Genomic DNA, 14,278 nt, shown 5'->3' with positions numbered 1-14,278 from the left:
TCAGTCGAAAAGTTTTATTTAAAATCTTTGGCAACATCTTTATTTACGCCATCAATAAAATCTAAAAACTCTTTTCTACCTAAACCTGTTTGAGAAGAGGTTAAAAAGTTCATTGGTAAAGACTCCCAATGTTGTAGTAATTTCTTTTTGTAAGATGTTATTTGTTTGTTCAATTTAGAACTACCTAATTTATCTGCTTTTGTAAAAACAATGCAAAAAGGAATTTGATTCTCGCCTAGAAACTGCATAAAATCTAAATCGATTTTTTGAGGATCGTGTCTGGAATCAATCAAAACAAACGTACAAACCAATTGTTCTCTTTCCTTAAAATAGTTTTCAATAAAATACTGAAAAATTACACGTTTCTTTTTTGAAACAGATGCGTAACCATACCCAGGTAAATCTACCAAAAACCATTCATCATTTATTTTAAAATGATTTATTAATTGCGTTTTACCAGGTTTACCAGAAATTTTAGCCAAATCTTTACGCTCCATTAACATATTAATTAATGAAGATTTTCCAACATTAGATCGCCCAATAAAAGCATATTCAGGAATCCTATCTTTGGGTGCATTTATAACATTGCTGTTACTCATTACAAATTCAGCAGACTTAATTTTCACAACAAAAAAGTTTTATATATTTCTAGATTTTAGCCAATCAAACAAAATTTGATTGAATTCCTCAGGTCTTTCCATCATTGCAGCATGTCCACATTTATCAATCCAAAATAAATCTGAATTTGGCAATAATTTATGGAAATCCACAGCTACTTCTGGAGGTGTAACTCCATCTTGTTTTCCCCAAATTAAACACGTAGGTTGTGTCATTTCTGGTAAATCATTTTTCATGTTATGACGAATTGCACTTTTAGCAATAGACAAGGTTTTTAAAGCCTTTATTCTGTCATTTACAGTAGCATACACATCATCTACCAATTCTTTCGTGGCAACTTTTGGATCGTAAAAAACCTCTCTAGCTTTATTTTCAATATACTCGTAATTTCCTCTTTTTGGGAAACTATCTCCCATTGCTTTTTCATACAAACCAGAACTTCCTGTAAGTACAATAGTATTTACTTTTTCAGGATAATGTTTGGTAAAATACAAGGCAATATGGCCACCTAAAGAGTTTCCTAAAAGAATAGCGCTATCAATTTGCTTAAATTCTAAAAAATCTTTTAGATAGCTTGCTAAATTTTTAACATTCGTTTTTATAAGTGGAAGAGTGTATAAAGGTAATTCAGGTATTAATACCTTATATCCATTGTTAGAAAAATGATCAAAAGTAGCTCCAAAGTTACTCAAAGCACCCATTAATCCATGTAAAACAATGATTGCAGGTCCATCTCCAGCTTCTGCGTAGGTGAAATCACCTTCGGTTTTTAATTTGTCAGTCATTGATTTTGTTTGATTGCTCTCGATGGCAAATGTAATTCTTTTTTATTAGATGGAAATCGTTTTCATGAATCCATGAATGCAGTTGTTAACAAGTGGTTTTCTCATGTAGAATAGGGTTATTGGTTGTTTTTATTAACAATGTGGTAAAAAGTGGTAAAAAGTGGTAAAATTTACATATTTTTGATGTTAATTAATTCTTAAACGTGATAAACCTAATTGGTACATACGAATGTAAAGCAGATGCTAAAGGCAGAGTGATGGTTTCATCAGCTCTCAAAAAGCAAATGCAACCAATTTTACAAGAAGGTTTTGTGTTGAAAAGAGCAGTATTTGAGAAGTGCTTAGAATTATATCCTATGAAAGAATGGAATATAATGATGGAAAGAATTAACAAATTGAACAAATTTAAAAAAAAGAACAACGATTTTATAAGAAGGTTTACGGCTGGTGTAAAGTTGGTGGAATTAGATGCAACTGGTAGAGTTCAAATACCAAAAGATTTGTGCGATTTTGCTGGAATACAGAAACAAGTAGTGATGTCGTCTTCTGGAAACATTGTTGAGATTTGGGATAAAGACAAGTACGAAAAAGCCATTGACGATGCTGCAGATGATTTTGCAGATTTGGCTGAAGAAGTAATGGGAAATACAGAATTCGATGAGTTATCATAATGCAGTTTTATTAAAAGAAAGCGTGGATGCACTTGCTATCAAAGAAGATGGTGTGTATGTTGATGTTACTTTTGGTGGTGGAGGTCACTCAAAAGAAATTTTGAAAAGATTAGGCAAAAACGGAAAATTATTCGCTTTTGATCAAGATCCTGATGCTTTAGCAAATGTAATTGATGATGAGCGTTTTGTATTAATTCCAGAGAATTTTAGATATATCTCAAGGTTTTTAAGATTCCATAGGATAAAAAAAGTTGATGGAATTTTAGCAGATTTAGGAGTTTCCTCTCATCAATTTGATGAAGCAGAAAGAGGTTTTTCAACTCGTTTTGAGGGCGATTTAGATATGAGAATGAATCAACGTTCTAAAATATCAGCAAAAGAAGTTGTAAACACTTATTCAGAAGAAAAATTAGCAGACATATTATTTATGTATGGTGAAATTAGAAATTCTAAGAATGTTGCCAAAACAATTGTAGAAGAAAGACAAAATGAAAAAATTGAGACTAGTTTTCAATTAAAAACGATTTTAAAGAAATATTTACCAAACGCAAAAGAGCATAAAATTTTAGCGCAAATTTTTCAAGCAATCCGAATTGAGGTAAATGAAGAGTTGGAGGTTTTAAAGGAGTTTTTGTTACAAATTCCGAATTTATTAAATGACGAAGGAAGATTGAGTGTTATTTCTTATCATTCTTTAGAAGATAGATTGGTTAAAAGATTTATTCATACAGGTTTATTTAAGGGTGAGCCAGAAAAAGATGCTTTTGGGAGATCTAATGAACCTTTAAAAAGAGTTGGGAAATTAATCATTCCAACTCCAGAAGAAATCAAAATTAACAACAGAGCAAGAAGTGCGAAATTAAGAATTGCAACTTTGAAAGAAGAGAGAAAATAGAGTGAAGAATATAGAATAAAGAGTAAAGAAAAAGAGTAAAGAAAAGAGAGACAGGAAACAAGAAACAAGAAACAAGATAAAATTTTAAAAGTACAGATTCCACAATCAACTTTGAATTTTAAACCTTAAACCTTGAATTAAAGAAGTATGACAAAAGTTAAAAGAGGTATTTACGATTTTTTGCGAGGAAGTTTCCTTACAGATGAGTCTGCTTTTAAAAATTGGCGAATCATCATATTCGTAGTTGTGCTTTTGTTAATTATGATTTCAAGCGCACACAGTGCAGATAAAAAAGTGATAGAAATATCGGAGTTAAATAAAAAGAAACGAGAATTACGAGCAGAATATGTAGATACAGGAACCATTTTAATGCGAATGAAGATGGAATCTAACATTAGAGAAAAAGCAAAATCTAGAGGGCTGAAACCTTCAGGAAATCCTCCAAAAAAAATAAAAGTAACCTATAAAGACTAAAACAAATTGGCAACTCACAAAAAAAGCATCCTTACCAAATTCTACATTGTAGCTGGTTTTATTACGCTTATTTTGTTTGCGGTTATTTTTCGTGTGGTAAACATTCAATATTTTCAAGGAGAAAAATACAGAAAACTTTCTACAGATCTTACAGTAAAAGAGTTTACAATTTCTGCGAATAAAGGAAATGTTTATGCTGCGGATGGTAATTTGTTGGCAACATCAATGTCTAAATATACCATTAGAATGGATGTTGTTGCAGTAGATGGAACTGTTTTTGAAAAAAATATTGCAGCATTATCTAAAGAATTGTCAAAAATGTTTGGCTATTCTGCAAGCCATTATCAAACAAAATTAAGAAACGCAAAAAAACGTAAAAACAGGTATTTGTTAATAGCCAGAAATGTTGGGTATAATGATTACGTGAAAATGAAATCATTCCCAATTTTTAATTTGGGTGTTTATCAAGGAGGTTTTATTGCGGAGCATAAAACAGTAAGAGAGCATCCAATAGGTAAAATTGCAGAACGTACAATTGGCTATGCAGATTTTAGAGGAGAAGCTGGCATTGAAGGTGCTTTTGCAGATTTTATGGAAGGTGAAAATGGCTTGCGTTGGAAACAAAAAATCGCAAAAAATCAATGGAAACCAATTTCTGATGTTAATGAAAAAGAGCCTATTGATGGGCATGATGTGATTACAACAATTGATGTAAATATTCAAGATATTACTCACCATGCTTTGTTGCGTCAGTTAGAATATTTTGATGCAGAGCATGGTTGTGCTGTAGTTATGGAAACTGCCACTGGCGAAATTAAAGCTATTTCTAATTTAGGAAGAACATCAAAAGGAACGTATTTTGAGAAAAGAAACTATGCAGTTTGGGAAAGTCATGAACCTGGTTCTACTTTTAAATTAGCAAGTTTAATGGCTGTTTTAGATGATAAATATATTGATACATCTACAGTTGTAGATACTGAAAGAGGTAGAATTTACGTCAATAACAGAAAAGTTGAAGATTCAAAACATGGTGGTTATGGAGAAATTTCTGCTGCAAGAGTTTTTGAGGTTTCATCGAATGTTGGAATTGTAAAGTTGATTAAAAAACATTACGATCATCAACCAGAAAAGTTCATCGATAAAATAGAAAAATACGGATTTACAAAACCAATTGGTTTTCAAATTAAAGGAGAAGGAAAACCTTACATACCAAAACCATCTGACAAAGCTTGGAGTAAAATTTCTTTAGAATGGATGGCTTGGGGTTATGGAATTTCTGTAACACCAATGCAAACTTTAATGTTTTACAATGCTGTTGCTAATAATGGAGTTATGGTAAAACCTCGTTTTGTAAGAGAATTAAGAAGAGAAGATAAAGCAGAAAAGGTTTTTGAAACTGAAGTTGTAAATCCAAGAATTGCATCACAAGAAACCATTAATAAAATAAGAAAAGTTTTAGAAAACGTGGTGATAAAAGGAACAGCGGATAATATTTATTCTCCCAATTTTTCAATGGCAGGTAAAACAGGAACTGCTAAAAAATACATTCCAAGAGTTAAAAATAAAAATGGCGAATGGGAAGGTGGTTATTATTCAACAGAAAAATATGCAGCTTCTTTTGCAGGTTTTTTTCCAGCAGAAAATCCTAAATATTCCTGTATAGTTTTAGTTCACGACCCAGATAAAGAGAAGGGATATTATGGAGCTTCTGTTGCTGGGCCAATTTTTAAAGAAATTGCACAGAAAATTTATACAACCACACCTATTGATAATCAAACTGTGAATCAAAAAGTAACATATGCAACTTTAGATAATCAATACAAAGCGTACGATAAAGTTGCGTATAAGAATTACAAAGAAGTGCCAAATGTAGAGGGAATGGATGGAATGGATGCTATTTCTATGTTAGAAAATATAGGAATGAAAGTTCAGTTTTCTGGTGTAGGAAAAGTAAAAACACAATCCATAAAAAAGGGCGAAAAGCTTGTAAAAGGAACCACAATTATTTTAAAATTATCATAAACTGAAAAAATTACAAGACATATTATATAAGGTTGCCATCAAACAAGTATTTGGGAATACAAATATTGATATAAATAACATTGTTTTCGACTCTAGAAAAGTTGAGCCTAATGATGTTTTTGTAGCTCAAAAAGGTGTTCAAGTAGATGGTCATTTATATATTGATAAAGCAATTTCTTTAGGTGCAAGTGTAATTATTTGTGAAGATTTTCCAAGTGATAAAAAAGAAGGAGTTACGTATATTCAAGTTGCAGATGCAAATGTTGCTTTGGCAATTATGGCTGCTAATTATTATGAAAATCCTTCTACAATATTTCCAGTTGTTGGGGTTACAGGTACTAATGGAAAAACTACCATTGCATCACTTTTATATCAATTATTTTACAAAGCAGGGTATAAAGTTGGTTTGCTATCAACTGTAAAAATTTTGGTTGATGAAACCGAATTTAAAGCAACACATACCACTCCAGATTCTTTAACTATCAATAAATATTTAGATATGATGTTAGAGGCTGGTGTAGAATTCTGTTTTATGGAAGTGAGTTCGCATGGAATTCATCAAAAAAGAACAGAAGGCTTAACGTTTGCAGGTGGAATTTTTACCAATCTTTCTCATGATCATTTAGATTATCATGAAACGTTTGCAGAATACAGAGATGTAAAAAAAGCGTTTTTTGATGGTTTGCCAAAATCGGCATTTGCATTAACAAATATCGATGATAAAAATGGCAACTTCATGTTGCAAAATACGGTTGCTAAAAAATATAGTTACGCTTTAAAAACGGTTGGCGATTATAAAACTAGAATTTTAGAAAAACAACTTTCTGGAACTTTAATTTCTGTGGATGGTACAGAGGTTTGGACTAAATTAATTGGTGTTTTTAACATTTACAATTTAACAGCAATTATTGCAACTGCTGAATTACTAGGATTAGAAAAACTAGAAATTTTAACGATTGTAAGTCAGCTAGAGAGTGTAAGTGGTCGTTTTCAATACGTTATTTCTGAGGATGGAATAACAGCAATTGTAGATTATGCACACACTCCAGATGCCTTAAAAAATGTGTTAGAAACCATCAATGACATCAGAACAAACAACGAAAAAGTGATTACTGTTGTAGGTTGTGGAGGTGATAGAGATAAAACGAAAAGACCAAAAATGGCGCATATTGCTTCGCAATTAAGCAATCAAGCAATTTTTACGTCAGACAATCCAAGAACAGAAAACGCACAAACTATTTTAGATGAAATGGAAGTGGGTGTTTCTCCAGAAAATTATAAAAAAACATTATCAGTTTTAGATAGAAGGCAAGCCATTAAAACTGCTTGCAAAATCTCAGAAACTGGAGATATTATTTTGATTGCAGGAAAAGGGCATGAAAATTATCAAGAAATTAACGGAGTTCGCGTTCATTTTGATGATTTAGAAGAAGTTACTAATTGTTTCAATCAACTAAAAAAGAACTAGAATGCTATATTATTTATTCGAATATTTAGAGAGTCAGTTTAGCATTCCTGGTGCAAGTGTGTTTCAGTTTATCACATTTAGGGCAGCAGCAGCTTTTATTTTGTCTTTGTTAATTTCTGCAATTTATGGAAAAAGAATTATCAATTATTTGCAAAAAAAACAAGTTGGTGAAACTGTAAGAGATTTAGGTTTAGAAGGTCAAAAACAAAAATCTGGTACACCTACAATGGGTGGAGTTATTATCATTTTAGCAACGTTAATTCCTGCTGTTTTATTAGCAAAATTGGATAATATTTATATCATCATTTTAATTATAACCACAGTTTGGATGGGATTAATCGGTTTTTTAGATGATTATATAAAAGTATTTAAAAAAGATAAAGACGGTTTAAGTGGTAAGTTTAAAATTTTAGGTCAAGTTGGTTTAGGTTTAATTGTTGGATCTATGTTATACTTTAATGACGATGTTGTTATCAAAGAGCAATTGCCAATTGATCAACAAATTGTTCAAGAAAATGGAAGAACACAAGTTTTTGGAGAAGCGCATAAATCAACAAAAACAACAGTTCCTTTTTTTAAAAATAACGAGTTAGATTACTCAAAACCATTAAGTTTTCTGGGTGATGGTTATGAAAAATATGGTTGGATTATTTTCATTTTTATTACTGTTTTTATTGTAACAGGAGTTTCAAATGGAGCAAATTTAACAGATGGAATTGATGGTTTAGCAGCAGGTTCATCAGCAATTATAGTAGTAACATTAGCTGTTTTTGCTTGGGTTTCTGGAAACATCATTTTTGCTGATTATTTAGATGTCATGTACATTCCTAACTCTGGAGAAATGACTGTTTTTATTTTAGCTTTTGCAGGAGCTTTAATTGGTTTTTTATGGTACAATACATATCCAGCCCAGGTTTTTATGGGTGATACAGGAAGTTTAACTATTGGTGGAATTATAGCTGTGATTGCAATATCAATCAGAAAAGAATTATTGCTACCAATTTTAGCTGGGATTTTTGTTATCGAAAATTTATCAGTGATCATGCAGGTTTCTTGGTTTAAATACACGAAAAAGAAATTTGGCGAAGGAAGACGAATTTTTAGAATGTCGCCTTTGCATCATCATTATCAAAAATTAAGTTATCACGAAAGTAAAATTGTAGTCCGTTTTTGGATTGTTGGAATTTTACTAGCGGTTTTTACAATTGTGACGTTGAAGTTGAGGTAGAAGCCCCTTAACCCCCAAAGGGGGAATTAGCAATTTTGTGAAGAAAAGTATTTTTATAATTAATAAACAAGAAACAAGAGAACAGAAAGAAAATGAAAAACCAAGAAAAAAACAAAACGATTCCAGTGTTACCCCCTTTGGGGGAAAGGGGGCTTTGTATTCTTGGTGGAGGAGAAAGTGGTGTAGGAACCGCAATTCTTGGAAAACAAAAAGGATTTAAAGTTTTTGTTTCTGATAAAGGAGAAATAGCAAAAAAGTACAAGCAAGTTCTTTTAAATAACGAGATAGATTTTGAGGAAAATCAACATACAGAAAGTAAAATTTTAGCTGCTGATGTTGTGATGAAAAGTCCTGGAATTCCTGATAAAGTAGAATTAGTTCAAAAATTGTTAAAAAAATCAATTCCTGTGATTTCAGAAATTGAGTTTGCAGCACAATTTACGAATGCTAAAATTATTGGAATTACAGGATCAAATGGAAAGACAACAACAACATTATTAGTGCATCATATTTTAAAAAATGCTGGATTACATGTTGGAATTGCAGGAAATATTGGAGACAGTTTTGCAAAACAAGTTGCAGAAAATAATTTCGAAAATTATGTCTTAGAAATTAGCAGTTTTCAATTAGATGGAATTGAAAATTTTAATAGTCATATTGCGATTTTAACAAACATTACTCCAGATCATTTAGATAGATATGAATACGATTTTAACAAATATATTGAATCGAAATTTAGAATCACAAAAAACCAAAAAGCAACCGATTATTTAATTTATGATGCAGATGATGAAGCTATCAATAATTGGTTAAAAGAACATAAAACACAAGCAAAATTAGTTCCGTTTTCGCTTGAAAAAGAATTAGAATATGGAGCATATATTAAAAATAACGAGATTATAATCAACCTAAATAAAGAAAAAATTAACATGCCAATATCAACTTTATCAATTAAAGGAAAACACAATACAAAAAATGCAATGGCTTCAGCAATGGCTGCTCAATTATTAAGCGTTAGAAGAGATTTTATAAAAGAAAGCATGTCCAATTTTGAAGGGGCAGAGCATCGTTTAGAAAATGTTGCTAAAATTAAAGATGTAGAATATATAAACGATTCTAAGGCAACCAATGTAAACGCAACTTTTTATGCTTTAGAATGTATGGATAAAACTACCATTTGGATTGTTGGTGGTGTAGATAAAGGAAATGATTATACTGATTTATTGCCTTTGGTAAGAGAAAAAGTAAAAGCAATTGTATGTTTAGGTGTTGATAACGATAAGATTAAAAATACATTTGGTAATGTAGTAGATATTATTGTGGAAACTGCTGGAGCAGAAGAAGCAGTAAAAGTATCTCATAAATTGGCAGAAAGAGGAGAAGCTGTTCTATTATCTCCTGCTTGTGCAAGTTTCGATTTATTTGAAAATTACGAAGATAGAGGTCGTCAATTTAAAAAAGCGGTTAGAAATCTTTAAAGCCCATCCCAACCTTCCCAAAGGGAAGGAGCTAGCAATTTTGAGGTTAGATAAAATTAATGAATTAGACATAAGAGTAATAAAACAAGAGTATAAAAACAAGAGTGTTTCTCTCCTTTGGAGAGATTAAGAGAAGCTTATGAAAACCATTTTTCAACATATAAAAGGAGATAAAACCATTTGGGCAATTGTTGCTATTTTGGCAATATTCTCTTTTATGCCAGTGTATAGCGCAAGCACAAACTTGGTGTATGTTGTGGGTTCTGGATCTACATTTGGGTATTTAATAAAACACATGGTTTTATTAATAATGGGTTTTGCAATTATTTATGGCGTTCATAAAATTCCTTATCGCTATTTTTCTGGAGGATCAGTTTTAATGTTGCCAATAGTAATTATATTATTGATTTTTACATTGATGCAAGGAACCACAATTGGTGGCGCAAACGCAAGTAGATGGATTCATATTCCGTTTGTAGGGATTGGTTTTCAAACATCAACTTTGGCAGGTTTGGTTTTGATGGTTTATGTAGCAAGATATTTAGCAAGGAATAAAGAAAAAGAAATTCGCTTTAAAGAAAGTTTATGGCAATTATGGTTGCCTGTTTTTGCAATTTTAATATTGATTTTACCTGCAAATTTCTCTACAACAGCGATCATTTTTACAATGATTTTAACGCTGACATTTGTAGGAGGTTACCCAATAAAATATTTAGGATTTATTTTGGGAGTTGGTATTTTAGCACTTGCTTTTTTTGTGTTGATAGCCAAAGCTTTTCCAGATGTAATGCCTAACAGAGTACAAACTTGGCAAAACAGAATTGAGAATTTTTCTGATGCAGATAGTAAAGAAGCATACCAAGTAGAAAAAGCAAAAATAGCGATTGCAACAGGAGGAGCAGTTGGTGTTGGCCCAGGAAAAAGTATTCAGAAAAACTTTTTACCACAATCATCTTCAGATTTTATTTTTGCAATTATTATTGAAGAATATGGTTTAGCTGGCGGATTTATAATTGTTTCCATTTACTTTTTACTACTTTTTAGAATCTTTGTAGTTGTTAGAAAAACAACCACAATTTTTGGAACTTTATTGGTTCTGGGAGTTGGGTTTCCAATCATATTTCAAGCAACCATAAATATGGCAGTTGCTACCAATTTGTTTCCTGTAACTGGGCAAACGTTGCCACTAATTAGTAGTGGAGGAACCTCTATTTGGATGACTTGTTTTGCACTTGGAATGATTTTAAGTGTAAGTGCTTCTAAGCAGGAAACAGAAGAAGATATTTTAGATGATAACCCTTTAGATATTTTGCATGAAACCATATAATATACTTATTTCTGGAGGAGGAACAGGAGGACATATCTATCCTGCAATTGCAATAGCAAACGAAATAAAATTGCGTTATCCTGATGCAAATTTTTTATTTGTGGGTGCAAAAGATAAAATGGAAATGGAAAAAGTGCCTCAAGCAGGTTACGAAATTAGAGGTTTGTGGATTTCTGGAATTCAGAGAAAACAAATCGCTAAAAATTTTGGTTTTCCTTTTAAAATGATTGATAGTTTATGGAGAGCAAGGAGAATCATAAGACAATTTAAACCAGATATCGCTATCGGAACTGGTGGTTTTGCAAGCGGGCCAACTTTAATAATGGCTAGTAGAAGAAATATACCAACATTAATCCAAGAGCAAAATTCGTATCCAGGAATTACAAATAAATTATTGAGCAAACGTGTAAATAAAATTTGTGTGGCTTATGATGGTTTGTCTCGTTTTTTTCCGATTGCAAAAATTGTAAAAACAGGAAATCCTGTTCGTCAAGATTTACTGCAAATTCATACAAAGGTTCAAGAAGCTAAAGAGTTTTTTAAAATTGATAAAAAAAAGAAAACAATCTTAGTTTTAGGGGGAAGTTTGGGAGCAAGAAAAATAAATCAATTAATAGAAAGTAATTTAGATTTCTTTAAAAAGCAAGATGTTCAAATTATCTGGCAATGTGGTAAATTTTATTTTGAAGAGTATAAAAAATATGATAATTTAGAACATGTTCAAGTACATGAATTTATAAATAAGATGGATTTGGCGTATGCAGCTTCAGATATTATAATCTCAAGATCTGGTGCAGGTTCTGTTTCTGAATTGTGTATTGTTGGGAAACCTGTAATTTTTATTCCATCACCAAATGTGGCAGAAGATCATCAAACAAAAAATGCAAAATCAGTTGCAGATAAACATGGGGCAATTTTGTTGCCAGAAAGTGAATTAGAAACGTTTCCAATTGTTTTTGAAACGTTGTTAAAAGATAAAGGAAAGCAAGAGCATTTATCAGAAAATATAAACGAATTAGCATTGCCTGGAGCAACAAACGCAATTGTAAATGAAATTGAAAAATTATTAAAAGTCCCATCTTAATTTTCATAAAGGGAAGAGATAATATTATGGATAAATTATTTTTTGATAATTAAGAAGCTAAGAGAAAAGAGAAAAGAGTAAGGAAGATAAAGAGAAAATAAGATTGATAAAAAATAACAAACATACAGACAACAGTGAGAAAGTCCTTCCTTTTGGGAAGGATTTAGGATGGGCTACATCTATTTTCTTTATCGGAATTGGAGGCATAGGAATGAGTGCAATTGCTCGTTATTTTGCGTCTGTTGGAAAAAATGTTGCTGGTTATGACAAAACACCTTCTCAAGTTACAAATGATTTGCAAGATTTGGGTGTGGAAATCCATTTTGAAGACGCTTTAAAAAATATTCCGATTTCTTTTTTAAATAAGGATACAACTTTGGTGGTTTATACACCAGCAGTTCCAAAAAATCATATCGAATTTAATTATTTTGTAGATAATAATTTTACTGTTTTAAAAAGAGCCGCAGTTTTAGGAAAAATTACAGAAAGTACATTTTGCTTGGCAGTTGCTGGTACACATGGAAAAACAACTACTTCTTCTATTTTAGGACATATTATGGCAGCAGTAAATGCAACATCTTTTTTAGGGGGAATTGCAGAAAATTACAATTCTAATTTAATTTTAGGAGAAGATAAAATTTCTGTTGTAGAAGCAGATGAATTCGACAGATCTTTCTTGCAATTAAGTCCAAATATTGCATGTATTACTTCTATGGATGCAGATCATTTGGATATTTATGGAGCAGCTGAAGCTTTAAATGAGTCATTTTTTGATTTTTCACAAAGAGTTTCTGATACTTTAATTGTAGCCAAAGGTTTGCCTTTAAAAGGATTAACCTATGCTGTAAATGAAGAAGCAGATTATAAAGCTTTCAACTTAAAAATTGAAAGTGGAAAATATATTTTTGATGTACAAACACCATCAGAAATTATAAAAAATATAGAGTTTCATTTACCAGGAAATCATAATGTAATGAATGCTTTGGCTGCATTAGCTATGGCAGATGTGTATGGAGTTTTTTTAGAAGATATCAAACAGCGTTTATCAACTTTTAAAGGTGTAAAACGTAGATTTTCATATAAAATTAAAACCGATAATTTGGTTTTGATTGATGATTATGCACATCACCCAACAGAAATAAATGCTGTAGAAAATTCGATTCGAGAAATGTATCCTGATGAAAAAGTGCTGGTTGTTTTTCAGCCACATTTATTTTCTAGAACAAGAGATTTTATTGATGATTTTGCAAGTGCTCTGTCAAAATTTGATGAAGTTTTGTTGTTGGATATTTATCCTGCAAGAGAAGAACCAATAGCAAATGTAAATTCTGAATGGTTGTTGAGTAAAATTAATCTTAAGCAGAAAAAATTAGTTCAAAAACATACTATTTTAAAAGATATTAAAAAATCATCAGCAAAAGTAGTGGCAATGTTAGGTGCAGGTGATATTGGAGTGCTGATAAATGAAGTAACAAATCAACTTGTAAAACCACAAGAAAATGAAGGTTAAAAAGTTTTTAAAATACACGTTATTTCTAGTATTAGTAGGCTTTTTAGGTTTTTTGTATAGTTTTACATCTATCAGAAATCAACAAAAAAAAGTATCAGAAATAATTGTTGAATTTGAAGATGGAGAAAACAATTTTTTGACGCACGAAATGGTTAATAAATTGTTAATACAAAATAACGAAACAGTACAAAACCAAGCAAAATCTGTAATAGATTTATACAATCTAGAGAATAATGTTTCTAAGAACCCTTATGTTGAAAAGGCTGCAGTTTTTTTAACAGTTCAGGGTGTGTTAAAATCTGTGATAAAACAGCGAACTCCAATAGCAAGAGTTATTAACAAAAATGATTCTTATTATATTGATAAGCAGGGAGTAAAAGTGCCTTTGTCAGACAATTATTCAGCAAGAGTATTGTTGGTTTCTGGCATAAAAAATGACGATGATGTAAGTGAAATAATTCCTTTAATAGATAAAATTTTAAAGGATGATTTTTTGCGAAAAGAAGTTGTTGGAATTGCAAAATCTGACGCGAATGAGTATCAATTTTCCGTAAGAAGTGGAAATTATAAAATCGATTTTGGGAAATTAACCGAAGTTGATGTAAAATTTAAAAAATTAAAAGCGTTTTATAATAAAACATTTGAAGACGAAACGATTCAGATTTATAAAACAATAAATGTAAAATATCACAACCAAGTTGTGTGCACTAAATAACCT

At 31.1% G+C, this 14,278-nt stretch carries 13 protein-coding genes; 11 read left to right on the top strand and 2 right to left on the bottom strand.

All coding sequences use genetic code 11. The annotated features are described in order from the left end of the window. Nucleotides 1-14 precede the first annotated feature (14 nt). Both yihA and P161_RS0102225 read right to left on the bottom strand, forming a co-directional pair. A complete protein-coding gene (yihA, locus tag P161_RS0102230; RefSeq protein WP_026775458.1) occupies nucleotides 15-626 on the bottom strand; it encodes a ribosome biogenesis GTP-binding protein YihA/YsxC in 612 nt (203 codons plus the stop codon). 12 nt (nucleotides 627-638) lie between these two features. Then, a complete protein-coding gene (locus P161_RS0102225) occupies nucleotides 639-1,403 on the bottom strand; it encodes an alpha/beta fold hydrolase (RefSeq protein ID WP_026775457.1) in 765 nt (254 codons plus the stop codon). 203 nt (nucleotides 1,404-1,606) lie between these two features. On the opposite strand from P161_RS0102225, the gene mraZ reads away from it, so the two are divergent. The 11 genes from mraZ (at nucleotide 1,607) to P161_RS0102165 (ending at nucleotide 14,275) form a co-directional block, all read left to right on the top strand. Beyond that, the gene (gene mraZ / locus P161_RS0102215; RefSeq protein WP_026775456.1) at nucleotides 1,607-2,074 is read left to right on the top strand and encodes a division/cell wall cluster transcriptional repressor MraZ; all 468 of its coding nucleotides are present in this window, start codon (nucleotides 1,607-1,609) and stop codon (nucleotides 2,072-2,074) included. Then, a complete protein-coding gene (gene rsmH, locus P161_RS0102210; protein WP_026775455.1) occupies nucleotides 2,061-2,969 on the top strand; it encodes a 16S rRNA (cytosine(1402)-N(4))-methyltransferase RsmH in 909 nt (302 codons plus the stop codon). The genes mraZ and rsmH overlap by 14 nt, the downstream gene beginning before the upstream one ends. A 147-nt stretch (nucleotides 2,970-3,116) precedes the next feature. Then, nucleotides 3,117-3,443 carry an FtsL-like putative cell division protein gene (locus P161_RS0102205; RefSeq protein ID WP_026775454.1) on the top strand — a complete coding sequence of 109 codons (327 nt, stop codon included), beginning with the start codon at nucleotides 3,117-3,119 and terminating at the stop codon, nucleotides 3,441-3,443. Nucleotides 3,444-3,449: 6 nt separating this feature from the next. After that, nucleotides 3,450-5,465 carry a penicillin-binding protein gene (locus P161_RS0102200; RefSeq protein ID WP_026775453.1) on the top strand — a complete coding sequence of 672 codons (2,016 nt, stop codon included), beginning with the start codon at nucleotides 3,450-3,452 and terminating at the stop codon, nucleotides 5,463-5,465. Nucleotide 5,466: 1 nt separating this feature from the next. Then, complete coding sequence (locus P161_RS0102195; protein ID WP_026775452.1) at nucleotides 5,467-6,933, top strand: UDP-N-acetylmuramoyl-L-alanyl-D-glutamate--2,6-diaminopimelate ligase; 1,467 nt, start codon at nucleotides 5,467-5,469, stop codon at nucleotides 6,931-6,933. A 1-nt stretch (nucleotide 6,934) separates the two neighbouring features. Then, a complete protein-coding gene (gene mraY / locus P161_RS0102190) occupies nucleotides 6,935-8,161 on the top strand; it encodes a phospho-N-acetylmuramoyl-pentapeptide-transferase (protein ID WP_026775451.1) in 1,227 nt (408 codons plus the stop codon). Between the two features lie 92 nt (nucleotides 8,162-8,253). Continuing rightward, on the top strand, nucleotides 8,254-9,639 hold the full coding sequence (gene murD / locus P161_RS0102185) for a UDP-N-acetylmuramoyl-L-alanine--D-glutamate ligase (protein ID WP_036841161.1): 1,386 nt from the start codon (nucleotides 8,254-8,256) through the stop codon (nucleotides 9,637-9,639). 139 nt (nucleotides 9,640-9,778) lie between these two features. Further along, a complete protein-coding gene (locus P161_RS0102180; protein ID WP_026775449.1) occupies nucleotides 9,779-10,966 on the top strand; it encodes an FtsW/RodA/SpoVE family cell cycle protein in 1,188 nt (395 codons plus the stop codon). Then, nucleotides 10,953-12,050: an undecaprenyldiphospho-muramoylpentapeptide beta-N-acetylglucosaminyltransferase gene (murG, locus tag P161_RS0102175; RefSeq protein ID WP_026775448.1), complete on the top strand. Its 1,098-nt coding sequence runs from the start codon at nucleotides 10,953-10,955 to the stop codon at nucleotides 12,048-12,050. Before P161_RS0102180 ends, murG begins: the two co-directional genes overlap by 14 nt. Before the next feature lie 181 nt (nucleotides 12,051-12,231). Next, nucleotides 12,232-13,560, top strand: a complete 1,329-nt coding sequence (murC, locus tag P161_RS0102170) for a UDP-N-acetylmuramate--L-alanine ligase (RefSeq protein WP_026775447.1) — start codon at nucleotides 12,232-12,234, stop codon at nucleotides 13,558-13,560. Then, nucleotides 13,550-14,275, top strand: coding sequence for a cell division protein FtsQ/DivIB (locus P161_RS0102165; RefSeq protein ID WP_026775446.1), 726 nt, complete (start codon nucleotides 13,550-13,552; stop codon nucleotides 14,273-14,275). Before murC ends, P161_RS0102165 begins: the two co-directional genes overlap by 11 nt. The last annotated feature ends 3 nt before the right edge of the window (nucleotides 14,276-14,278 follow it).

The sequence above is a fragment of the Polaribacter sp. Hel_I_88 genome (assembly GCF_000687935.1).
In the GTDB taxonomy this organism is placed as follows: domain Bacteria; phylum Bacteroidota; class Bacteroidia; order Flavobacteriales; family Flavobacteriaceae; genus Polaribacter.
Note: the sequence above shows the minus strand (reverse complement) of the source record. Positions and strands in the feature narration are given on the sequence as shown.